This is a genomic window from Priestia sp. 179-F W1.4 NHS (assembly GCF_045369295.1).
Taxonomy (GTDB): domain Bacteria; phylum Bacillota; class Bacilli; order Bacillales; family Bacillaceae_H; genus Priestia; species Priestia zanthoxyli.
The window spans coordinates 214,650-237,454 of sequence record NZ_JBIQFF010000001.1 but is presented as its reverse complement, the minus strand read 5'-3'; the positions used below and the strand labels follow the sequence as shown (position 1 = coordinate 237,454).

Here is a 22,805-nt window from a genome sequence, read left to right as displayed (position 1 = left end):
GTTACAAAAGGTTTTCGCTATTTAGTTACAGAAATTTTAACTTTGTCGAAGACTTGAAGCTCAATAAAAATAGTTGCTAACATACCAATCTATCAATTCGTTTCCATGAAAATAAGCAGCGATTGTCCCTATAAAAATAAAAGGAACGAAAGGAATTGGTACACCTACCTTTGCCTTTTTCATTAATAATGCTCCTATACTAACGGTTCCGCCTATTAATATAGCTAAAAAAAGTGATAGCAAAACAAGCTTTACTCCAAGCACAATACCAATCAAACCATACAATTTAATATCTCCTTCTCCAAGGCCTCCTCTGCTGAGAAATGCGATTAGAAAGAGGAGAAAAAATGCGATTCCTCCTCCCATTAAAGAATCACTCCACGAAGTTAATGGAATGAAAAGACGCTCAAGAAGAAAGATAGGCAAAAAGAAAAGCAGCACCTTATTTGGGACAATCATATAGGCTATATCTGAGACAACGATAATTGTTAAAAAAGAAACAAAAGTTAATATGACAATCAGTTCTAACGTCATATTCAATTTTAAAAAAGCATATACAAATAAACTTCCTGTCGAAAATTCTACGAACGGGTAGATGAAGGAGATTTTTTTGCGACACATACTACATTTTCCTGCATTTTTAATGTAGGAGACTACGGGGATTAACTGTTGTGGAGAAAGAACGTATAAACAGTGTGGACAATGAGATCTTGGAGATAAAATAGATTTTCCCTGAGGAATTCTAAGGCCTGCTACGTTGTAAAATGAACCTAGAGTGATACCTGAAACGAATAGATAAAGGTAAATTATACTCATACGACTCCTTCCATTTCAGGGGTATAGAATACTAACTGTAGATTTTCTTTTGAATGGGGCAATGTATCTTTTCCTTTTAAATAGCTGCCAATAAACGGTATGAGAAAAGCTGATAAAAGACCTATTACGATAACCAGTATGATCACTTGCGTGAGAGAAAGTCCTTTATTCTCTTTTGACAGTTTATCCATTTCCACACCTCTCTTTTATTGATTAGTATCAAACAGCTCCTTCATTAATAAACTGAATCTTAATACCCATAAAAGTCATATTCTGTATGCCTCCTTCCTTAAAACACACCTTTTATAGGTAATAAGGATTATACCACTAAAAAACAAAAACAGCATAAAAAAACGTCTGCAAAAGCAGACGTTTTTTAATAGTAAGGAGCCATAAATAAGTAGACAATTACACCTGTAAGGCTTACATAAAGCCAGATTGGCATTGTCCATCGCACAATTTTTTTATGTTTTTCAACTTGCATTGTCCAGCCCCACACAAGTGCAAACAGTGCCAGCGGAACGATAATCGCTGCTAAGAAACTGTGTGTGATCAAAATAAAGAAGTAAATGGGACGAACAATTCCTTCTCCACCAAACGTAGCTGTTTCGGTTGAGATATAGTGGAACGTTAAATATGAAACTAAAAAGAGCAGTGTAGAAGTGAATGCCGCTAAGATAAACCCTCTATGAGCATTGATGTTTTTTCTAAAGATTGAAATCAACGCTGCCACTAAAAAAATAAACGTAAAACTATTCAAAATAGCATTTAACCGTGGAAAGATAGTCAAATCAAAACTTACTTTTCCTTGATAGCCAATATTCGAAAAGAATAGCAGTAAGATAATAACATTCGCTATCACTGAAAAGGTAAGAATAATACCGGTAAAGTTTTTATTACTTTTCGGTACAATTTTTTCATTATTCTTACTCATGTTAACAATCTCCTTATTTAGTGATGTACATGTTTATTATATATCACTTACCTAGGGGGTGAAAGTGACAATACTTTGAACTTAGTGCTTCCTTATTATTTGTATCCCTTTCTTATATTATGTTAAAAGCAGCAAGAGTTCACTTGCTGCTTCTGCTCATTTGAGAAGAAAGGCCCGCACTTCTGATATAAAATACAGAGACCCTGTAATCACGACCATGTCTTGTTCACCTGTCGCCTTTTCCTTTACGTAAGCAATTGCTTTTTTCCACTCCTCGTCCATATGCTTATTATGATGAGTACTCATCTCATAAAGCTCCCCAGCTGCGCGAGCACGAGGAAAGTCAAACGACGTAAATGTAATGCTTGCAGCGATTGTTTCAAGTTCTTGGACCATTCGATCAGCGCTTTTATCATTTAAGCAGCTGAAGATTAAATGAATGTTTCGATCTTCATAATGAAGGCGTAAAGTAGATAACAAGCTATCAATGCCTTCTGCATTATGAGCCCCGTCAATAATCGTTAAAGGATGCTCATTTACTATCTCAAAGCGGCCGTTCCACTTTGTATGCTGAATCCCTTTTATCATTTGCTCATTGGAGATAGAAAGCTTTTTCTTTTCTTTTAAATAACAAACGGCCATCACAGCCAAAGCTGCATTTTTAACTTGATGATAGCCAAGCATATTTAATTGCAAGTGTTCAAATGTACCATACGGCGTTTTTAACGTAAAGCCTTCTCCATTTGCTAAGGGCCCATAGTTTTCAATTTTAAATTCTTTTCCTAACACAAATAACGAAGCCTGCTTCAAATTTGCCTCTTCTGTAATGACGTCAAGCGCCTTTACTTGCTCTGCACCAGTAATAATAGGGACTTCTTTTTTAATAATCCCCGCTTTTTCTGCTGCAATTTCTTCTACCGTATCACCTAGTATCGCCATGTGATCAAATCCAATGTTTGTAATAATACTCACCATAGGATTCACAACGTTTGTTGAATCATATCGTCCCCCAAGACCTGTTTCAAACACAACATAGTCAACTGAATCATGATAGCCGAAATAAAGAAAAGCCATGATTGTAATCACTTCAAATTCCGTTGCTGACCCTAAGTCCGTATGTTCTAGTCGCTCCACTACAGGCTTTACTTCCTGAACAAGAGCGGTCATTGCTTCATTTGAAATAGGCTGTCCATTCACGCTAATCCGCTCATTAAATGTTTCGATATAAGGGGAAGTAAACGTTCCAACTTTATACCCTGCTTCTTCTAACATATTTCGCAAATACGAAACAGTAGAACCTTTACCATTCGTCCCAGCAACGTGAATAGCATTTATATTTTGCTGCGGAAAATCAAGCTGCTCTAGCATCCATTCCATTCGTTCTAACCCCGGCTTGATTCCAAAGCGAAGTCTGTTATGAATCCAATCAAGCGCTTCTTCATATGTCGTTATCATCTTTTATTCACCTTTCTTTTCCATCGCTATTATTATGTAAAGAAAAAGCGTCGCTATACAAGCCACGCTTTTTCTGTTAGTTTATTAACCCATTGATTATCCGCGTAATTCAGCAATACGAGACTGAACAGCTTCACGTTTTTCAACGTAATCTTGCTCTTTTGCACGCTCTTCTTCTACTACTTTAGCAGGCGCTTTTGCAATAAAGCCTTGGTTGTTTAATTTCTTTTGTACACGTTCTACTTCTTTGTTTAACTTATCGTATTCTTTTTCTAAACGGGCGATTTCTTCTTCGATATTAATTAAACCTTCAAGAGGTAAAATTAATTCTGCGCCTGTTACAACAGCAGTCATCGCTTTTTCATCTAATGAAACATCGGTTGAAATCACAAGCTCACTTGGATTACAGAAACGTTCTACATACGCACGATTCTTTTCAAGCTGACTTTGAATATTTTCATCTTTAGCTTTAATAAATAATTTTACTTGTTTGCTCATCGGCGTGTTCACTTCAGCACGAATGTTACGAACAGCACGGATAATATCTACAAGTAAACGCATATCGTTAGCAGCTTCTTTATCCGAAAGCTCAGCGCGTACTTCCGGCCATTTAGCTACTGTAATTGATTCACCTTCATGCGGCAAGCTTTGCCAAATTTCTTCAGTAATAAACGGCATGAATGGATGTAAAAGTCGCATTGTGTTATCAAGTACATAAGCTAAAATTGAGCGAGTGGTCTTTTTAGCTGCTTCATCTTCTCCGTAAAGAGGAAGTTTAGCCATTTCAATGTACCAATCGCAGAAGTCATCCCAAATAAAGTTATAAAGAATGCGTCCAACTTCACCAAATTCATATTTGTCAGCTAATTTTGTTACGTGCTCAATCGTTTCATTTAAGCGCGTTAAAATCCATTTATCCGCAACTGACTTTTCGCCTGATAAATCAAGCTCTTCAAATGTGATGCCGTCCATGTTCATTAATGCAAAACGAGAAGCATTCCAAATTTTATTTGCAAAGTTCCACGTCGCTTCGACTTTTTCAAAGCTGAAGCGTAAATCTTGTCCCGGTGAGCTTCCTGTAGATAAGAAATAGCGAAGAGAATCTGCACCGTATTTCTCGATTACTTCCATTGGATCTACGCCGTTACCAAGTGATTTACTCATCTTACGACCTTCAGCATCTCGTACAAGACCGTGAATAAGTACATCGTCAAACGGACGTTTACCCGTAAATTCAAGACCTTGGAAAATCATACGAGATACCCAGAAGAAAATAATGTCGTAGCCCGTTACAAGCACATTTGTTGGGTAGTAGCGTTTGAAATCAGCTGCATCCACATCCGGCCAGCCCATTGTTGAGAACGGCCATAGCGCTGAACTGAACCATGTGTCTAATACATCTGAATCCTGTTCCCAGTTTTCGATATCTGCTGGAGCCTCATGATCTACGTATACTTCTCCAGTTTCTTTATGATACCAAGCTGGAATGCGATGTCCCCACCAAAGCTGACGCGAAATACACCAGTCGCGAATATTTTCCATCCAGTGTAAGTATGTCTTTTCAAAACGATCAGGCACAAAGTTTACTTTTTCTTCTTGTTTTTGAAGATCTACTGCTTTATCTGCTAACGGCTGCATTTTTACAAACCACTGAGTTGATAAATAAGGTTCAACAACGGCACCGCTTCGTTCACTGTGACCTACTGAATGCATGTGGTCTTCAATGTTGAACAATACGCCGTCTTCTTGAAGGTCTTTAACAATTTGCTTACGGCAAGCAAAACGATCCATTCCTTCATATTTACCTGCTTTGTCATTCATCGTGCCGTCTTGATTCATCACTAAAATACGCTCTAAATTATGACGGTTTCCAATTTCAAAATCGTTCGGGTCATGAGCAGGCGTAATTTTTACCGCACCAGAACCGAATTCCATATCTACATAATCATCGCCTACGATTGGAATTTCACGACCTACAATCGGAAGGACAACCTTTTTGCCGATTAAGTGCTTATAGCGATCATCTTCAGGGTGAACAGCTACAGCCGTATCTCCTAGCATTGTTTCAGGACGAGTTGTTGCGATTTCAATATGTCCAGAACCATCTGCCAACGGATAGCGCATATGATAAAACGCACCTTGTACATCTTTGTAAATAACCTCGATGTCTGAAAGAGCTGTTTTTGTAGCTGGATCCCAGTTAATAATATATTCTCCGCGATAGATTAACCCTTTTTTGTAAAGCGTTACGAATACTTCGCGCACTGCTTTAGAAAGACCTTCATCAAGCGTGAAGCGCTCGCGTGAATAGTCCAAGCCAAGTCCTAGCTTCGACCACTGCTGGCGAATAAAGCTTGCATATTCTTCTTTCCATTTCCACGTTTCAGCTACAAAGTTTTCGCGGCCTAAATCGTAGCGGCTTTTCCCTTCGCTGCGAAGCTTTTCTTCTACTTTTGCCTGCGTTGCAATCCCCGCATGGTCCATGCCGGGAAGCCATAGAACGTCATAGCCTTGCATGCGCTTCATACGCGTTAAAATATCTTGTAACGTTGTATCCCAAGCGTGGCCTAAATGCAGCTTGCCCGTTACGTTTGGGGGTGGAATTACAATTGTATATGGCTCTTTTTCAGGGTCATTTGTTGCTTCAAAAAACTTCCCGTCTAACCAATACTGATAACGATTTTCTTCAACGGTTTTTGGATCATACTTCGTTGGAAGAGTCACTTCTTTTTCAGACATAATGTATACCTCCATAATATAAAGTTTCAGTCTTTAGAAACTGTGTAAACCTTTTATAAACATAAAAAAACTCCTTTCCTAATAAAAGGACGAAAGGAGTTGATTTCGCGGTACCACCTTTTTTTATAGACGTATCCCGTTTGATAAGCCTATACACTTCATTTCATAACGGTTGATTAACCGGCTTTTTCTACTGAGCTATGCAGCTGTTCAAAAAAGCTACTCACAGGCGACATTCCGAGTGCACATTCTTAAGAAATCTCACAGCAGCTGATTTCTCTCTCTGAAAGACGAACATCCCGTACTCTTCCTATTCACTGTATTTATGTATGAATTTCTCTTAATTATACTATATGAAAAAATGTTGAATCGTCAATAATCTTCTCCATTTTTTTATGATTATATTCATAATTTTTTTGTTCTGCTCTTTATTTTTTCATTCACTCGCTAATTTTGGAAATAAAATGAAAAGTCCGCTCAAAAAAATGGCACCATTTCTTTCTTTTTTCATATACTTACTTTAACCTGGGCACGTGGATTGAAAGGGGCATGTACAAATGAAGAAACGAATAAATGTAAATTCGTATCAGCTGCAGCGGTGGCTCAAAACAGCAGGAGCGGCTTGTGGACAGTTTATTGTTCCTTTAACAATTTTTCAAGGTATACGTACACTATTCTTCCCCACAACCTTTGATGTACTGTTGTTGGCACTTCTTGCCATACTAGCGGTTGCTTTATATTCGGACTGGATTTAAAAACCCAAGCGCTATTCGTTCGCTTGGGCTTGTGCAGCTGCTTCCGCTGCCATTTTTTTTTGCTGATCTACTTCAAATATTTTAATATTGAGCTGTTCAATGTTTTTCGTCAGCCAGTATGCTCGAATAAATGACTGCATATGTTCAAGCTCCGTTTTACTTTCTTTATGCTGCCTATATTGAACGATACACTGATACAAGGGTTCTGGAAACGCTAAATAACTGTGCAAAAGCAGTCTTTCCTCTTCTCTGAGAGCAAAATGTTTTTCATACGTACTAAACCACTCATAGCTGTCATAGGTAGTTACTGGGTACGTGCGAAGAGTACGGAAATAAAATGAGACCAAATCATAAATCGGTGAAGCATCTTTTGCATGTTCAAAGTTAATAAAAAAACCATTTCCCCGTTCGTCATAGATAAAATGTTTAGCCGATAGCTTTCCATGAGACGTAACCAGCCGGATCTTTTCCTTTTCTTCCATTTCATCGTTCCACTGATCGAGCTTTCCAAAACCAAACTCAAGCGCTCTTGTCATTTCATAATAAAATGTACAGTAATGCAATTCAAACGGGGACATATACACTTTCTTCTCGCATTCTACTACGTACTGCTTCAGCTCTTCCTGACGTTTTTCCCACGTTTCTTTCATCGATGTATAATGATTTTCTATATCTTCTTTTTTTACTTCTACTTCCTGCGCCGAAGCACCGTGAAGCTTAGCAAGCTCTTGAAATAATTTATGATATCGAATATCACGCTCTTCGGTTGGGTTATTTGGGAGCCACGGCATTAAGTAATACGAGCCGCCTTCATCTGAAACAATGGGCTGAGAACGCTTCGTTTGATAAATAGGGACAAAGCCCATCCACCCTTTTTGATACACGTTCTGCAGCTTTTGAATGAAGTTCTGATTTCGCTCTTGATGATTCGCCATTTCTTTAAGCGCAAATACGCCAGTTTTTGTATAGACTTTTTTTACTTTTCCGTAGTCTTCGATAAAGTCAACATCTAAGTCATATTCTTTTAACAATACTTTGTAGTCTGCTACTGTCCGCTGCATCTATATTCTCCTTCCTCGTAAAAAATAAAGAAAACAGTTAAGACATTATATGCGTCAAAACTGTTTTCTTTCCGACTTTAACGAACGGGAATATTTAAGATGCTTCCTTCTTCCAGCTCATATTCATCTCCTAAATTATTCACTCGTAAAATGTTTTGTACATTCGTATTATAGCGGTTTGCTATCGTATCAAGCGAATCTCCGTCTTGAACAATACAAAGCTTCCACGTTGAAAAAGCTTCTTCTTCCCGAGAAAAGAGCTTTGTTAAATAAAGGGCATTTTCATTTCGGCCGCTTTCATTTTCTTCTTTCCGAAATTCAACAATAATCTTTTCCTTTTCTTGCTCAGCCTCTTGTTGAATGTCAGCATACGTATTTAATTCACTAGCTTGCGATTCTTCGAAGCTTTCTTGCTCTTGACGAAGCTGAAAGAGCTCAATCACGTTGTCTTCTCTTTCTTCCTCGATTGGTGCCTCTTTTTTCACTTCGACTTCAAATGGTTCATATGCTTCCTCTTCATATTCCACGACCGGCTCAGCACGAGATTCTTTTTTAAATACAGATGAAAAATAACTAGGAGGCTCTTCTGAATGATCTTCTTCAATAGCCTCTGCCTCTAAAAGTGCGGGAGCTTCACGATAGCTTACGTCAAACTCTTGCTCCTCTTGTTCCTCTTCTTCTTGAGCAACGTTTTCAGTATATACCTCTTCAGCATCGTCTGCTTCTTCATAGGAGACGATGTGCTGTTCTTCCGCAAACTCTTCCTCTTCTTCTCGTTCTTGTTCTTCATGCTGTTCCCCGTACAATCCTGTGATGGACAAGTCAGCCATTAGCTGCAGCTGATTTGTGCCTGGTAATTCATAATCAAATAAATCAATAGATACATATACATCTTCAATACTTTGAATACGATTTTTAGGAATGGTAATATCAACAGGAAATTGATGTGATAATTCAGCCGTTCCGTCTTCACGGACAGAGATAGATTGCACTTGATTCTCATTTGTATATTCGCGTAACGAGTGCTCTCCCTCGTACGTTTCGTATTCACCTGTTAATTGTAATGCTCCTCGAATAGACACATATTGGTCATATTCTTGAATAGATACTTGAGGCTCTAAGGAGATAGACAAAAGTTGTGAGACTTCCTGTCCTTTTTGAAACCATACTGATTCTTCTACGGAAAAACGCAGACATGATAAATTATCCTGCGACAAATTGTTCTCCCCCTTCCAACACCCGCCAGGTAATAGCGCGGTCATTAAAGATGTATGAACAAATAAATTAAAATATGTCTTGAAAACTAAAAAAGCTTACGGAATCCTCCGTAAGCTTCTTTATAAAAGTTATTTCTATTTAGCTGTTTATCCACGCAACTTTGAAAAAGCTTTTTCAGCTGCTGCAATTGTATGTTCAATGTCTGCATCTGTATGAGAAGTTGATAAAAACATTCCTTCGAATTGAGAAGGAGGTAAAAACACGCCTTCATTAGCCATTTCACGATAGTAAGCTGCAAAATAATCTAAATTCGATGTTTTCGCTGTTTCGTAATTTATGACCTGTTCGTTTGTGAAGAAGAAACCGATCATTGAACCAGCTCGGTTTACGGTAAACGGCACATCATATTTTTCAGCTACTGCCATCAATCCTTCTTCTAAGCGATCTGCTTTACGAATGAACTCATCGTAGGATTGAGGTGTCAGCTGTGTTAATGTCTCGTATCCAGCTGTCATCGCAAGCGGATTACCTGATAATGTACCTGCTTGATAAATCGGGCCGCTTGGTGCAACTCGCTCCATAATTTCAGCTTTACCACCGTAAGCACCTACTGGTAAACCACCACCGATTACTTTTCCTAAGCAAGTTAAGTCAGGCGTAATGTTGTAGTAGCCCTGTGCACAGTTGTACGCTACGCGGAACCCTGTCATTACTTCATCAAAAATGAGCAGTGAGCCATATTCTGATGTGATATCACGAAGCCCTTGTAAGAAACCGGGCTGAGGTGGTACCACACCCATATTTCCTGCTACCGGTTCAACGATTACTCCGGCAATGTCATCTCCGAATTCTTTAAAAGCATATTGTACGCTTTCTAAATCATTGTACGGCACTGTAATCGTGTTTTTAGCGATTCCTTCAGGCACTCCCGGGCTATCTGGTAGGCCTAACGTTGCAACGCCTGAGCCCGCTTTAATGAGAAGAGAGTCACCGTGTCCATGGTAACAGCCTTCAAATTTTAAAATTTTGTTGCGGCCCGTATAGCCACGCGCTAAACGCAGTGCGCTCATCGTTGCTTCCGTACCTGAACTCACCATACGGACGATTTCGATTGAAGGAACGCGCTCAATCACAACTTTAGCGAGCTCATTTTCAATTAATGTTGGTGCACCAAAGCTTGTACCAGATTCCGTTACTTTTTTTACTGCTTCAACTACTTGATCGTTGGAATGTCCGTGAATTAAAGGTCCCCATGATAAGACGTAGTCAATATATTTGTTGCCGTCAATATCGTAAATCGTAGCGCCTTTTCCTCGTTCCATAAAAATAGGATCCATATCTACTGATTTAAATGCACGAACAGGACTGTTTACTCCACCCGGCATTAGTTGCTGCGCTTCTAAAAAAGCTGCTTTTGACTTTTCATAACTTCTCATGTGTAAGCCTCCTTAATTACTTGTCAGATAACCAGCGTGCTGCGTCTTTAGCATGATACGTTACAATTAAATCCGCTCCTGCACGCTTCATGCTAATTAATTTTTCAAGAACAATCTCTTTTTCATTTACCCAGCCGTTTTGAGCTGCCGCTTTAATCATTGAATATTCACCGCTCACATTATAAGCCACTACAGGTAAATTAAACGTATTTTTCACATCGCGCATAATATCTAAATATGATAGAGCTGGTTTTACAATTAAGAAATCTGCTCCTTCTTCGACATCAGATTCCGCTTCTCGAAGTGCCTCTAAGCGATTAGCTGGGTCCATTTGATATGTTTTACGGTCTCCAAATTGAGGAGAAGAATGCGCTGCATCACGGAATGGTCCGTAAAAAGCAGATGCATATTTAACAGCATAAGACATCACCGGCACATCTTCAAATCCAGCTTCGTCTAGACCGTGGCGAATAGCTGCCACGAAACCGTCCATCATGTTTGAAGGCGCAATAATATCCGCTCCTGCTTTAGCTTGACTTACCGCTGTACGCGCTAATAAGTCAAGGCTAGGATCGTTTAAGATTTTTCCGTCTTCAATTACACCACAGTGGCCATGATCTGTGTATTGACACAAGCATGTATCTGCGATAACAACAAAATCTGGAAAATTTTCTTTAATTTGACGAATACCTTTTTGGACAATTCCGTGGTCATGGTATGCCTGTGAGCCGACCGCATCTTTTTCAGCGGGAACACCAAATACCATAGCTGACTTGATTCCTAAATCGACTAACTCTTGGATTTCATCATTCAAGTAGTCTAAAGAAATTTGATCCACACCTGGCATTGATTTTACAGCATTTCTTTTTTGTTCACCTTCTACAATAAAAATAGGATATATAAAGTCTTCCGGATGTAAATGTGTTTCACGTACAAGCGCACGCATATTTACAGAATTACGAAGACGACGATGACGTGTAAATTGTAAATCTTTCATGTTAAAATCCTCCTTTATTATTCAAAACAACTAACCAACATATTTATCATACCATTTATTGTGTATGTGTTAGGAACAAGATGCTTAATTCCATATTCGCTCGCTGTCTGACTCGTAATAGGACCGATGCAAACAACTTTGGTTTCATTTATAAGCTCAAGCCAATTCGGAATATCTTTAACTGACTCGACAAAAAATCTCACTGTAGAAGAACTTGTAAAAGTAATGGCATCAATTCCTGTTTCTAAATGTTGCTTAACCAAGCGTTCAGAGCCTTGATTTCGAATGGTCTGATATACAACTAAATCCGTTACCTCACACTCTTTTAACCCATCTTTTAAAACAGAGCGGGCTAATTGTCCTCGTACAAGGAGAACTCGCTCGTGATGTAACACATTTGCTTTTAACGACTCAAGAAGTGATTCGGCAACGTATTCTTTTGGAACAAGTTGCACGTTAACATCGTATTTTTCCAGCAATTTTGCGGTTTTTTCTCCAACCGCAGCCACTTTTAATCTTTTTAAAGCACTCCAGCTGATATTTAACTCTTTTAGCCATTCAAAGAAAAAAGAAATGCCGTTTTGACTTGTAAAAACAATCCAATCAAAACAGTCAATCGACAGCAGGACATCTTCCACTTCTTTTTCATTGTTAGAACGTGCAAACGTGAGGACTGGTAAGCTTAAAGGTATGCCTCCAAGCTTTTTAATCTGTGCTGCAAATGAATAAGCCTGCTTCGCTTCTCTTGTAATCAAAACTTTTTTCAAAAAAAGAGGAGCCTCATGACTCATTATTTGTCCAGCTCCTCTTTTACGCGGTCAATTAAAAGCTTAGCTCCTTGAGATGTTAAGCGAGTAGCAGCTTCTGAACCGATAGCAACGGGGTCTTTTCCCGTAATGTGCTCTTTATAAATCGTTTTGCCATCAGGAGATGCGACTAGCGACGTTAGCTCAATATTTCCACCGTCTACTATACGCCCATATCCCGCAATCGGCACTTGGCATCCGCCTTCCATCTCTTTTAAAAATACGCGTTCAGCTCTAACAGCACGAGCCGTTTCATCATGATTTAGAGTTTGAAGAAGAGATAATAATTCATCGTCATTTTCTCGGCATTCGATAGCTAAAGCTCCTTGTCCTACAGCAGGAACACTTATTTCCGGCTCTAGGTACTGAGTGACCGTATCTCTCGACCAGCCCATACGAGATAGTCCTGCAGCGGCCAAGATAATCGCATCGTAATCTTCATTTTTTAATTTCTCTAGGCGTGTATCGATATTTCCTCGAATCCATTTAATTTCGATATCTGAACGCATAGATAGAAGCTGTGCCCCTCGACGCAAGCTGCTTGTCCCAATCACAGCACCGCTTGGCAGCTCCTCAAATCGCTCACCATTTTTTGAAATAAGCGCATCACGGTGATCTTCTCGTAAAGGAATACATCCAATCGTTAATCCTTCTGGCAAAACAGCCGGCATATCTTTCATACTATGAACGGCCATATCAATTTCTTTATCTAACATGGCTTGTTCAATTTCTTTTACAAAAAGACCTTTACCGCCTACTTTGGACAGCGTTACATTTAAAATTTTGTCCCCTTTTGTTACCATTTCTTTAATTTCAAACTCAAAAGGAAGACCTTGTTTTTTTAACTGTTCAATGACCCACTTGGTCTGTGTTAACGCAAGTTTGCTTCGACGAGAGCCGACAATAATTTTTCGCATGTTGTCCTCCTAATTACGAACCCCAAAAGTGAAAATTCGATAAACTGCCAAATAAAAAGAAATTAATAAGTAAGACTAAGAACAATCCAATATTCCACATCGCGATTGCCTTTCCTTGAATACCTCTACGCAGTCTAGCATACAAGTAAGCGCTGTATGCAACAAACATTAAAAATGAACCTAACACTTTTGTATCGTACCAATGAAAATCTACGTATTTAATATAAGCCCATATGATTCCTAAGATTAACGAAAGCAATAACAGCGGTACACCAATTAAAATTAATACATAGGACATGTAATCTAGCTTTGTTAAATCTTCAATTCTTAGCAAGCGCTTGCCCCATTTCTTCTTTTTCAATAAATTATACTGAACAAGATACAGAGCAGAAAAAACAAAAGAAACTGAAAAAGCGCCGTAAGATAAAATAGCCATGGTAATATGGATGATTAATAGTTCTGACACAAGGCGCTCCGACTGGACAGCCGTGTATGTTTCAAGTGGAGCAAACGTATGAATAGCCATAATTAAGAAACCAATCACATTTGTAAAAAACACCATAAAATCAACGCGGAACAGGCGATTAATCACAAGTGAAAGAGTAATTAACACCCACGCGTAAAAATACAGCCCTTCAGAAACAGTAAGAATAGGAAACCTTCCCGTCTCAAACATTCGTAAAATTAAAAAGGCTGTTTGCAAAACCCATACAATAGAAAGTAACCAGAAGGCTATCGAGTTTGCCTTCCGGTTATTTTGTACAAAATCAATAAAATATAATAAAACGCTCACCGCGTATAAAATCACAATCAATTCATAGATTCTGGTTAATTCCATATCAACCATTATTCAATCCTCACTTAAGACTGATAAGCTACTGAATGAGACGTAATCGATGTATGAAGCTGCTCTTCTTTTTCTTTTTGCAAAGCAACTTCCTGTTCAATATTAAAAATCTTCATGAACAGCTCTAAAGACTCTTCAGCATGTTTCTCTCCAGCCAATTCTTTCGCGTGTAAAATTGGATCGCGAAGAAGTTGATTAATTATACTTTTTGTATGTTTATTTAACACTTTGCGCTCACGCTCAGATAAATCTGGGAGCTTACGATCAATGCTTTTCATCGTTTCAGCTTGAATGGTAAGTGCTTTTTGACGAAGTGCAGAAATAACAGGTACAACGCCTAATGTACCAAGCCAAGACTTGAAAGCAACAATTTCAGCTTCAAGCATAATTTCAATTTCATCCGCAGCTTTTTGACGCTCTTGCAAATTAGATTCTACAATCCCGTTTAAATCGTCGATATCGTATAAAAAGACCGTCTCTAGCTCATCTAGTTCTGGATCTAAGTCACGCGGAACGGCGATGTCTACCATAAACAATGGACGACCTTTACGCGTACGCTCTGCTTCACTCATCATTCGTTTCGTTACTACATAGTCATTAGCTCCTGTTGAACTAATTAAAATATCTGCTTCGCTTAAAGCATGTTGAAGATCAGCAAATGGTTTGGCTTCTCCAGAAAAACGGTTTGCTAGCTCCTGTGCCTTTTCAAATGTTCGATTCACTACCGTTACTTTTTTAGCTCCGCTGCCATATAAATTCTGCACGGCCAGCTGACCCATTTTTCCCGCACCAAGAATCAATACGTGTTTAGATGATAAGTCTCCAAAAATCTTTTTAGCAAGCTCTACGGCTGCGTAGCTGACAGAAACTGCATTCGCACCAATTTCTGTTTCATGATGAGCTTTTTTGGCTAATGTCACAGCTTGTTTAAACAGCTGATTAAAAACCGTTCCAATTGTTTCTTCTTCTTGAGCAAGCAAAAAGCTTGAACGCACTTGTCCAAGAATTTGTGTTTCACCAATCACCATTGAATCTAATCCACATGCTACTCGGTATAAGTGTTCGATGGCTCCATCATTTTCATAGATCGTTAAATAAGGCGAAAACTCTTCTTTATCTATTCCGAACCATTCAGCTAAAAATGCTTTTACATAATAACGGCCCGTGTGTAATTGATCAACAACAGCATAAATTTCCGTACGATTGCATGTTGAAACAATGATGTTCTCCAAAATGCTTTTTTGGCCGCTTAACGTTTTCATGGCAGATGCTAATTCTTGCTCATTAAAACTAAGCTTTTCTCTTATTTCAACAGGGGCTGTTCGAAAGTTTAAGCCGACTGCTATAATATGCATTTGTACATACCCCCTATAATTGAAATGTGCTTATTTATCCGAATTTGACGGGCAGTAACCCCTAAATTTCCAAAGAGCTACAGTGAGATAACTGCCCGTAAAATCCGGCGGACTTCATTCTACTGTTCGTAAAATCCGGCGGACATTACACAGATGTAATCTTCGCCTTATCTCTAACTATTATAACATGTTCTATAAGTCATTCGAAAAAAAAATGTGAACAGTCTTTGAAAACATGTGTTAAGATATTAACTGTTATTCCGTAATAAATTGTATCAAAAAAGCAGCGTTTTATCACGTTTTCTGTTTTGAAACACCTGGAGGTTACTATGAAAAAGCAATCAATGTTTTTTGGTGTCTTACTAGTTGGATTTGGAATCTTTTTCTTACTGAATGAACTACATATGAGCATTGCAGCAAAGGTATACACGTGGCCTGTACTGTTAATTTTAATAGGAGCGGCACTGTTAACTGAGTCTGCTTTATCTCAAGATCATTCAAACTTGCTTGCAAGTTACATATTAATCACTTTAGGTATTCATTTCTATGTAAGTGAACAAATTCCCTTTTGGCCTACGAATATTAGCATGGTCGTTTTTATGGTGGCCATTAGCTTTTTACTCAGTGCTAGAAAAGCCAAATCGGGCTTTTTCCAAGGCGGCACCCTTTTAATTATTGCCATTTTAATGATGTTTTCAGACCGTCTTAAACTATTTTTGCCAAAAGTTGAAGACGGCGTAAATTATTTAACAACCTTCTGGCCTATTTTATTGTTACTAGTTGGGCTATATTTATTATTTTTCAAACGAAAGTAATCTATGTAAACAAGTTAAAAAAATGGAACGTTTGACTCACTTCCTGGTAGAGTGATGATAAACGTTCCATTTTTTTAGCTTCTATTTCTTTGTTTAGTGAGTCATGCGATACTGCAAAGATTTCCACGCTTTATCTTTTCCTTCACCTGTTTCAGATGAGAAATGAATTAATTCATCATTTGGATCTAAATCCAGCGTTTCTCTCACTACTTTTAAGTGCTTTTGCCATTTTCCTTTAGGAATTTTATCGGCTTTCGTCGCAATAACCATAACGGGAAGGTCATGGTGCTTCAAAAACTCATACATCATAACGTCATCCTTTGAAGGAGCATGGCGTAGATCAACAATCATTAACACAGCTTTAAGCTGCTCACGATTTGTTAAATACGTTTCAATCATTTTCCCCCATGCTTCACGCTCTTTTTTAGACACTTTTGCAAATCCGTAGCCAGGTACGTCTACAAAGTGAAGGATTTCATTAATTAAAAAGAAGTTAAGCGTTTGAGTTTTTCCAGGCTTAGACGACGTACGCGCTAAGCTTTTGCGATTGAGCATCTTATTAATAAAAGATGATTTTCCTACATTTGAACGGCCTGCTAACGCAAATTCTGGCAGGTTTTCTTTAGGATATTGTTCAGGGCGTACGGCACTGATAACAATATCGGCTTGAGTTACTTTCATTTTACCTCTCCTACTAGCGCATGTTCCAATACTTGGTCCACATGTGACACAAGAACGATGTCTAATTCCTCTTGTACACTGTCAGGGATATCTTCAATATCACGTTCATTATCGTGAGGGATTAATATTTTAGTTAATCCGGCACGGTGTGCACTAAGTGACTTTTCTTTTAAACCACCGATTGGTAATACGCGACCTCTTAGTGTAATTTCTCCTGTCATTCCTACTTCTCTACGCACTGGTTTACCCGTTAGTGCTGATACTAGAGCAGTGGCAATGGTAATTCCTGCAGAAGGTCCATCTTTTGGTACAGCTCCTTCTGGAACATGGATATGAATATCATGTTTTTCATAAAACTTCTCATCAATTCCTAGTTTCTCTGCATTTGAACGCACGTAGCTGAATGCCGCCTGAGCTGATTCTTTCATCACGTCTCCAAGCTTTCCGGTTAGCACTAGTCTTCCTTTACCAGGGGATAAGCTTACTTCAATGGCCAGCGTGTCTCCTCCTACAGTTGTGTAAGCAAGACCTGTAGCAACGCCAACTTGATCTTCCGTCTCAGCCTGTCCGTAGCGGAACCTAGGCTTACCAAGGAATTCTTCAAGCGTTTTGGCCGTCACCACCACGCGCTTTTTCTCACCAGAGACTACGATACGAGCTGCTTTTCGACAAATGGAAGCAATTTCGCGTTCAAGGTTACGAACACCAGCTTCTCTCGTATATAAACGTATGATTGCTGTTAAGGCGTCATCGCGAATCTGCAAATTGCCCTTTTGCAATCCGTGATTTTCTAGCTGGCGCAGCAATAGGTGACGCTTCGCGATTTCAAGCTTTTCCAGCTCCGTGTAACCAGCAATTTGAATAATTTCCATTCGATCGCGCAGCGGCCCCGGAATCGTAGCTAAGTTATTAGCTGTAGCCACGAACATCACTTTTGATAAATCATACGTTTCTTCTATATAGTGATCGCTGAAATTATGATTTTGTTCAGGATCCAATACTTCTAACAAAGCAGAAGACGGGTCTCCTCGGAAATCATTGGACATTTTATCGATTTCATCAAGCAGAAATACCGGGTTAATCGTTCCTGCTTTTTTCATTCCTTGAATAATGCGTCCAGGCATAGCTCCCACGTACGTGCGACGATGACCGCGGATTTCTGACTCATCTCTCACACCGCCTAGAGATACTCGTACAAAATGACGATCTAGAGACGTAGCAATTGAGCGGGCTAGGGATGTTTTCCCTACGCCAGGAGGTCCTGCTAAACATAAAATAGGACCTTTAAGGGATTTTGTCAACTGCTGCACGGCTAGATATTCTAATACGCGTTCCTTCACTTTTTCAAGGCCATAGTGCTCATCGTTCAGCACTTGTTCGGCATTATGAATATTGAGCGTATCTTCCGTTTCGTTTGTCCAAGGTAGCGCAATCAACCACTCGATATAATTTCGAATGACTGAGCTTTCAGCGGAGGTAGCAGGAATTTTTTCATAGCGATCCAATTCTTTAAACGCCACTTGTTTAACATGGTCCGTCATCCCACTTGCTTCAATTTTTTCGCGAAGTGTTGCTACTTCTCCCGTTTTTCCTTCTTTGTCTCCAAGCTCTTTTTGAATCGCCTTCATTTGCTCACGAAGATAATACTCTTTCTGAGTGCGTTCCATTGATTTCTTTACACGCTGTCCAATTTTTTTCTCCAGCTGCAAAACTTCTTGCTCGTCTTGAATATGAGAAATGATCGTATTTAATCTTTCTTTCACATCAGTTATTTCTAAAATTTCTTGTTTAAGCTGAATTTTTATTGGTAAATGAGAGGCTACAATATCCGCTAATCTTCCTGGTTCTTCAATGTCACTTACGGTTGAAAGAGTTTCAACGGACACCTTTTTGGAAAGTTTTATGTATTGTTCGAAATAATCTAAAAGCGTGCGCATCAGCGCTTTATCTTCTACATCAACCTGATGTTCTTCGTTTTGCTTTTCCACGTGCACAACAAAATATTCTTCGCTGTCTTCAAATTCTGTAACGGTTACGCGATTCAGTCCTTCTACTAAGACGCGCATCGTTCCATTCGGCAGCTTTAGCATTTGTTTAATTTTTGCCAACGTACCGGTTCTATATAAATCCTCTTTTGTTGGTTCATCGATACCCATATCTTTTTGTGATACTAAACAAACTAAGTGATCATCCATCATTGCTTTTTCTAATGCTTGCACAGATTTGTCTCGCCCAACATCTAAATGAAGCACCATTGTCGGATAGACGATCAAACCTCGTAAAGGCAGTAGCGGCATTGTCAATTTTTCTTTTTCTGCCATGCAATGAACACCTCCAATGCTCGTCAATTAAAGTATGTAAAGTGTGAATTCTTTTAACAATTTTATCTCATTTGTATACACATTGTCTAACAATAGTAATTACTAATTGTATCATGAGAAAGAATTAAAAGGCAAAATATATCTTTTTAAGCTCTTTTCATAAAAAAACGCCTTTTTCGTTGGCTGTGTATAAAGGTTTTATACGCGAAAAAGGCGATGAATATTCATCTGACCATTAATTTTTAATTATCATGATAGAATTAGCTAGATTCTCTATTTGGAATAGCTGGATCTACCGACAAATGTGCAACATGCTCATGTACAGACAATAGTGCTTGTTCAAACACCTCTGTTAAATGATGGACAGGAATAATATCGATACCTTTTACCTTTTCTACCATTGCATTCATATTTTCTTTTGGCACAATCACCGTCTGAACGCCTGCTTGTTTTGCTGCCTTGATTTTTGGAATTACGCCGCCAATTGGCTTTACGTTGCCGTGCAGACCAATTTCTCCTGTCATTGCTACCGTATGTTTGATTGGAACTTCATAAATAGCTGAGTAGATACCTGTTGCCATAGCAATACCGGCAGAAGGCCCATCAATTGGCACACCTCCCGGAAAGTTTACATGAATATCATACTCATCCGCTGGAACATCCATTGAGCGAAGAACAGTTATGACATTTTCAATTGAGCTTTTAGCCATACTTTTACGGCGAATAGACTTCCCTTGAGTCCCTATACTTTCCTCTTCAACGATACCCGTAATAATAATGTTCCCTTTCTCTTTTGCAGGAATCGCTTTGACCTCAATTTCTAAAAGTGCTCCAGAGTTGGGCCCGTACACCGCCAATCCATTAATAAGCCCTACTTTTTCCTCATCTGCAATTTTCGGATCGTGTCTTGGAGATAGTTGACTAGAATGAACGATCCATTCAATATCTTCATTTTTAATGTCCGTTCGTTCCTCTGATATCGCTAATCCAGCCGCAATTTGCATCATATTAACCGTTTCACGTCCATTGCGTGCATATGTAGAAAACAGAGATAAACCTTCTTCTGATATATCCATTCTTACTTTATTTGCTGCTTTTTTTGCAACTGTAATAATTTCGTCGCGATCAAGCTCACGGAAAAATACCTCTACGCACCTGGAGCGAATGGCAGGCGGAATTTCATTAGGCGTTCTAGTCGTCGCACCAATCAAACGAAAGTCTGCTGGCAAACCATTTTGAAAAATATCGTGAATATGTGTTGGAATTTGTGTATTTTCTTCGCTGTAATAGGCACTTTCCATAAACACTTTTCGATCTTCTAGAACCTTTAACAGCTTATTCATCTGAATAGGATGGAGTTCTCCAATTTCATCAATAAATAAAATTCCGCCGTGTGCATCTGTAACCGCTCCTTGTTTTGGCTGCGGAATTCCAGCTTGGCCCATAGCGCCTGCTCCTTGGTAAATGGGATCATGCACTGATCCAATTAAAGGATCTGCAATGCCTCGCTCATCAAAACGCGCCGTAGTTGCATCTAACTCTACAAATACAGCTGCTTGTTTAAAAGGTGATTTTTTATTTTTCTTTGCTTCTTCTAACACTAAACGTGCTGCTGCTGTTTTTCCTACTCCAGGCGGCCCGTATACAATCACATGCTGTGGATTAGGGCCGCAAAGGGCAGCCTTTAGTGATCGAATTCCATCTTCTTGTCCGACGATATCGGAGAAGCTAGATGGTCTCACACGTTCGGCAAGCGGCTCAGTTAAAGAGATGGCTCTCATCTTCTGCAATTGCTCCATTTCTTTTTTTGAATCCCGGTCAATTGAGACTTTTTGCGTACGCTGATTGCGTAATAAATTCCAAAAATATAAGCCAATGATGATACCAAAAAAGAGTTGGACCATTAAGGCAATATTCGTCCAGTTCATAGATAAACCTCCTGCGCAGTTTAGTAAGATAATTATCAGTTATTATCTCCCTGCAGCAGTAGGAATAAACAAGATTCTAGTAAAAAGTAAAATTTAGTTTTCCTTCATCAACAGAAAAAAGCCGGGTACTCAAATTGAGTACCCGGCTTTTTTTATGCTGATGTTTTGCTGCCTTCTTGAATAGTAGATCCGTCTTCTAATACGAACTTAGGAGCCGCTTGATCACGAACTGTTTCACCTGTGATAATACATTTTGTAATATCATCACGTGAAGGAAGATCAAACATTACATCTAACATAATACCTTCAATGATTGAACGTAGACCACGAGCACCTGTTTTACGCTCGATTGCTTTTTTAGAAATTTCTACTAAAGCCTCGTCTTCGAACTCAAGTTCAACGTCATCAAGTTCAAGCATTTTTTGATATTGTTTCACTAGTGCATTTTTCGGTTTTGTTAAAATCTCGACTAGCGCTTCTTCATCAAGAGGCACTAAGCTAGCAGTAACCGGTAAACGACCAATAAACTCTGGAATTAAACCAAATTTTAATAAATCTTCCGGTAATACTTTTGCTAGTAACTCTTTTTCTGTAAAGTCTTGTTGTTTTGTTTCTGAACCGAAACCAATTACTTTTTTACCTAGACGGCGCTTAATAATAGGTTCGATTCCGTCAAACGCACCACCGCAAATAAATAAGATATTTGTTGTATCTATTTGAATAAATTCTTGATGAGGGTGTTTGCGTCCACCTTGAGGAGGAACACTTGCTACAGTACCTTCTAAGATTTTAAGAAGAGCCTGCTGCACACCTTCACCTGATACATCACGTGTAATAGATGGGTTTTCAGACTTACGCGCTACTTTATCAATTTCATCGATGTAGATGATACCTTTTTCAGCTTTCTCCACATCGTAATCAGCTGATTGAATTAATTTTAATAAGATGTTTTCAACATCTTCTCCTACATAACCCGCTTCTGTTAGAGATGTTGCATCTGCAATCGCAAACGGTACGTTTAAAATACGAGCCAATGTTTGAGCTAGTAAAGTTTTACCGCTTCCTGTAGGTCCAATTAATGCAATATTACTTTTTGATAACTCAACGTCATCAATTTTACTGTTTGAATTGATTCGTTTGTAATGGTTGTATACTGCAACAGATAACGATTTTTTCGCATCCTCTTGACCAATTACATACTCATCTAAAATGTCACGAATTTCTTTTGGTTTTGGTACATCTTTAAATTCTACTTCTTCTTCTGTACCTAACTCTTCTTCTACGATTTCCGTGCAAAGTTCAATACATTCATCGCATATGTAAACACCTGGACCCGCAACTAACTTGCGTACTTGTTCTTGTGTTTTACCACAAAATGAGCATTTTAACTGCCCTTTTTCATCGTTAAATTTAAACATAATTTTCACCCCTTGTAGTATTTACTAAAGTGCTCGAAGCTGATTTCTATCCGCGCTATAGCCCAACAACATGAACAACTCATCTATTTGTAGGTAAATGCCCCTCTTTATCACATAGTAAAAGCGCTATGAAAAGATTTGTATTGCATTTTACCATACATTTTCTTGAATAGATACTAAAACGTTTTATGTATATGTTGTTGATGAGCATAACAGAATGAAGATCTGCTATTATATAGTGTCCTCTTATTGGGCCTATTTCATAACCACGGATTTCAAACAATGGGTTAAAGCTGCTTCTACGGT

At 38.8% G+C, this 22,805-nt stretch carries 19 protein-coding genes and 1 other annotated feature; of the genes, 2 read left to right on the top strand and 17 right to left on the bottom strand.

Annotated elements, in window-relative coordinates:
* Positions 1 to 60: 60 nt before the first annotated feature.
* From ACH0CI_RS01140 to ACH0CI_RS01120, 5 genes are all read right to left on the bottom strand, one after another.
* The gene (locus ACH0CI_RS01140) at positions 61 to 816 is read right to left on the bottom strand and encodes a prepilin peptidase (RefSeq protein ID WP_034265545.1); all 756 of its coding nucleotides are present in this window, start codon (positions 814 to 816) and stop codon (positions 61 to 63) included.
* A complete protein-coding gene (locus tag ACH0CI_RS01135; protein WP_406900788.1) occupies positions 813 to 1,007 on the bottom strand; it encodes an ATP synthase subunit B family protein in 195 nt (64 codons plus the stop codon). The genes ACH0CI_RS01140 and ACH0CI_RS01135 overlap by 4 nt, the downstream gene beginning before the upstream one ends.
* A 185-nt stretch (positions 1,008 to 1,192) precedes the next feature.
* A complete protein-coding gene (locus tag ACH0CI_RS01130; RefSeq protein WP_028411723.1) occupies positions 1,193 to 1,750 on the bottom strand; it encodes a DUF420 domain-containing protein in 558 nt (185 codons plus the stop codon).
* Positions 1,751 to 1,906: 156 nt separating this feature from the next.
* Entirely contained in the window at positions 1,907 to 3,205 is a 1,299-nt protein-coding gene (locus tag ACH0CI_RS01125) for a bifunctional folylpolyglutamate synthase/dihydrofolate synthase (protein ID WP_406900787.1), read from the bottom strand.
* A 96-nt stretch (positions 3,206 to 3,301) separates the two neighbouring features.
* A complete protein-coding gene (locus ACH0CI_RS01120; protein WP_406900786.1) occupies positions 3,302 to 5,944 on the bottom strand; it encodes a valine--tRNA ligase in 2,643 nt (880 codons plus the stop codon).
* Positions 5,945 to 6,026: 82 nt separating this feature from the next.
* Positions 6,027 to 6,271, bottom strand: a binding site (T-box leader).
* Between the two features lie 230 nt (positions 6,272 to 6,501).
* On the opposite strand from ACH0CI_RS01120, the gene ACH0CI_RS01115 reads away from it, so the two are divergent.
* On the top strand, positions 6,502 to 6,699 hold the full coding sequence (locus tag ACH0CI_RS01115; protein ID WP_013059354.1) for a hypothetical protein: 198 nt from the start codon (positions 6,502 to 6,504) through the stop codon (positions 6,697 to 6,699).
* Between the two features lie 11 nt (positions 6,700 to 6,710).
* Here ACH0CI_RS01115 and ysxE read toward each other — a convergent pair whose 3' ends face one another.
* The 8 genes from ysxE to hemA form a co-directional block, all read right to left on the bottom strand.
* Entirely contained in the window at positions 6,711 to 7,760 is a 1,050-nt protein-coding gene (gene ysxE, locus ACH0CI_RS01110) for a spore coat protein YsxE (protein ID WP_406900785.1), read from the bottom strand.
* Between the two features lie 77 nt (positions 7,761 to 7,837).
* Entirely contained in the window at positions 7,838 to 8,977 is a 1,140-nt protein-coding gene (spoVID, locus tag ACH0CI_RS01105; RefSeq protein WP_406900784.1) for a stage VI sporulation protein D, read from the bottom strand.
* 147 nt (positions 8,978 to 9,124) lie between these two features.
* A complete protein-coding gene (gene hemL / locus ACH0CI_RS01100; RefSeq protein WP_335388163.1) occupies positions 9,125 to 10,414 on the bottom strand; it encodes a glutamate-1-semialdehyde 2,1-aminomutase in 1,290 nt (429 codons plus the stop codon).
* A gap of 16 nt (positions 10,415 to 10,430) precedes the next feature.
* Entirely contained in the window at positions 10,431 to 11,411 is a 981-nt protein-coding gene (gene hemB / locus ACH0CI_RS01095; protein WP_014458109.1) for a porphobilinogen synthase, read from the bottom strand.
* 17 nt (positions 11,412 to 11,428) lie between these two features.
* Positions 11,429 to 12,202, bottom strand: coding sequence for a uroporphyrinogen-III synthase (locus ACH0CI_RS01090; protein WP_335388161.1), 774 nt, complete (start codon positions 12,200 to 12,202; stop codon positions 11,429 to 11,431).
* The gene (hemC, locus tag ACH0CI_RS01085; protein WP_335388159.1) at positions 12,202 to 13,134 is read right to left on the bottom strand and encodes a hydroxymethylbilane synthase; all 933 of its coding nucleotides are present in this window, start codon (positions 13,132 to 13,134) and stop codon (positions 12,202 to 12,204) included. The genes ACH0CI_RS01090 and hemC overlap by 1 nt, the downstream gene beginning before the upstream one ends.
* Positions 13,135 to 13,147: 13 nt before the next feature.
* On the bottom strand, positions 13,148 to 13,981 hold the full coding sequence (locus ACH0CI_RS01080; RefSeq protein WP_013059361.1) for a cytochrome C assembly family protein: 834 nt from the start codon (positions 13,979 to 13,981) through the stop codon (positions 13,148 to 13,150).
* Positions 13,982 to 13,995: 14 nt separating this feature from the next.
* Positions 13,996 to 15,336, bottom strand: a complete 1,341-nt coding sequence (gene hemA / locus ACH0CI_RS01075; protein ID WP_033579644.1) for a glutamyl-tRNA reductase — start codon at positions 15,334 to 15,336, stop codon at positions 13,996 to 13,998.
* A gap of 329 nt (positions 15,337 to 15,665) precedes the next feature.
* Between hemA and ACH0CI_RS01070 the strand changes: the two genes are divergently transcribed.
* Positions 15,666 to 16,151 carry a LiaF transmembrane domain-containing protein gene (locus ACH0CI_RS01070; protein ID WP_013059363.1) on the top strand — a complete coding sequence of 162 codons (486 nt, stop codon included), beginning with the start codon at positions 15,666 to 15,668 and terminating at the stop codon, positions 16,149 to 16,151.
* A 93-nt stretch (positions 16,152 to 16,244) separates the two neighbouring features.
* On the opposite strand, the gene yihA is transcribed toward ACH0CI_RS01070, so the two are convergent.
* From yihA to clpX, 4 genes are all read right to left on the bottom strand, one after another.
* Positions 16,245 to 16,832 (bottom strand): ribosome biogenesis GTP-binding protein YihA/YsxC, encoded by a 588-nt coding sequence (gene yihA / locus ACH0CI_RS01065; protein WP_013059364.1) that lies wholly within the window; start codon positions 16,830 to 16,832, stop codon positions 16,245 to 16,247.
* Positions 16,829 to 19,153, bottom strand: a complete 2,325-nt coding sequence (lon, locus tag ACH0CI_RS01060; RefSeq protein ID WP_016765665.1) for an endopeptidase La — start codon at positions 19,151 to 19,153, stop codon at positions 16,829 to 16,831. The genes yihA and lon overlap by 4 nt, the downstream gene beginning before the upstream one ends.
* A gap of 260 nt (positions 19,154 to 19,413) precedes the next feature.
* Positions 19,414 to 21,081, bottom strand: a complete 1,668-nt coding sequence (gene lonB, locus ACH0CI_RS01055; protein ID WP_028411731.1) for an ATP-dependent protease LonB — start codon at positions 21,079 to 21,081, stop codon at positions 19,414 to 19,416.
* Between the two features lie 152 nt (positions 21,082 to 21,233).
* Positions 21,234 to 22,499: an ATP-dependent protease ATP-binding subunit ClpX gene (gene clpX / locus ACH0CI_RS01050; protein WP_013059367.1), complete on the bottom strand. Its 1,266-nt coding sequence runs from the start codon at positions 22,497 to 22,499 to the stop codon at positions 21,234 to 21,236.
* Positions 22,500 to 22,805: the final 306 nt, after the last annotated feature.

Excerpts from the sequence above, each read along its gene's own strand:
- ACH0CI_RS01140 (WP_034265545.1), bottom strand. The coding sequence starts at position 816 with ATGAGTATAATTTACCTTTATCTATTCGTTTCAGGTATCACTCTAGGT.
- ACH0CI_RS01135 (WP_406900788.1), bottom strand. The coding sequence starts at position 1,007 with ATGGATAAACTGTCAAAAGAGAATAAAGGACTTTCTCTCACGCAAGTG.
- ACH0CI_RS01130 (WP_028411723.1), bottom strand. The coding sequence starts at position 1,750 with ATGAGTAAGAATAATGAAAAAATTGTACCGAAAAGTAATAAAAACTTT.
- ACH0CI_RS01125 (WP_406900787.1), bottom strand. The coding sequence starts at position 3,205 with ATGATAACGACATATGAAGAAGCGCTTGATTGGATTCATAACAGACTT.
- ACH0CI_RS01120 (WP_406900786.1), bottom strand. The coding sequence starts at position 5,944 with ATGTCTGAAAAAGAAGTGACTCTTCCAACGAAGTATGATCCAAAAACC.
- ACH0CI_RS01115 (WP_013059354.1), top strand. The coding sequence starts at position 6,502 with ATGAAGAAACGAATAAATGTAAATTCGTATCAGCTGCAGCGGTGGCTC.
- ysxE (WP_406900785.1), bottom strand. The coding sequence starts at position 7,760 with ATGCAGCGGACAGTAGCAGACTACAAAGTATTGTTAAAAGAATATGAC.
- hemL (WP_335388163.1), bottom strand. The coding sequence starts at position 10,414 with ATGAGAAGTTATGAAAAGTCAAAAGCAGCTTTTTTAGAAGCGCAGCAA.
- hemB (WP_014458109.1), bottom strand. The coding sequence starts at position 11,411 with ATGAAAGATTTACAATTTACACGTCATCGTCGTCTTCGTAATTCTGTA.
- ACH0CI_RS01090 (WP_335388161.1), bottom strand. The coding sequence starts at position 12,202 with ATGAGTCATGAGGCTCCTCTTTTTTTGAAAAAAGTTTTGATTACAAGA.
- hemC (WP_335388159.1), bottom strand. The coding sequence starts at position 13,134 with ATGCGAAAAATTATTGTCGGCTCTCGTCGAAGCAAACTTGCGTTAACA.
- ACH0CI_RS01080 (WP_013059361.1), bottom strand. The coding sequence starts at position 13,981 with ATGGTTGATATGGAATTAACCAGAATCTATGAATTGATTGTGATTTTA.
- hemA (WP_033579644.1), bottom strand. The coding sequence starts at position 15,336 with ATGCATATTATAGCAGTCGGCTTAAACTTTCGAACAGCCCCTGTTGAA.
- ACH0CI_RS01070 (WP_013059363.1), top strand. The coding sequence starts at position 15,666 with ATGAAAAAGCAATCAATGTTTTTTGGTGTCTTACTAGTTGGATTTGGA.
- yihA (WP_013059364.1), bottom strand. The coding sequence starts at position 16,832 with ATGAAAGTAACTCAAGCCGATATTGTTATCAGTGCCGTACGCCCTGAA.
- lon (WP_016765665.1), bottom strand. The coding sequence starts at position 19,153 with ATGGCAGAAAAAGAAAAATTGACAATGCCGCTACTGCCTTTACGAGGT.
- lonB (WP_028411731.1), bottom strand. The coding sequence starts at position 21,081 with ATGAACTGGACGAATATTGCCTTAATGGTCCAACTCTTTTTTGGTATC.
- clpX (WP_013059367.1), bottom strand. The coding sequence starts at position 22,499 with ATGTTTAAATTTAACGATGAAAAAGGGCAGTTAAAATGCTCATTTTGT.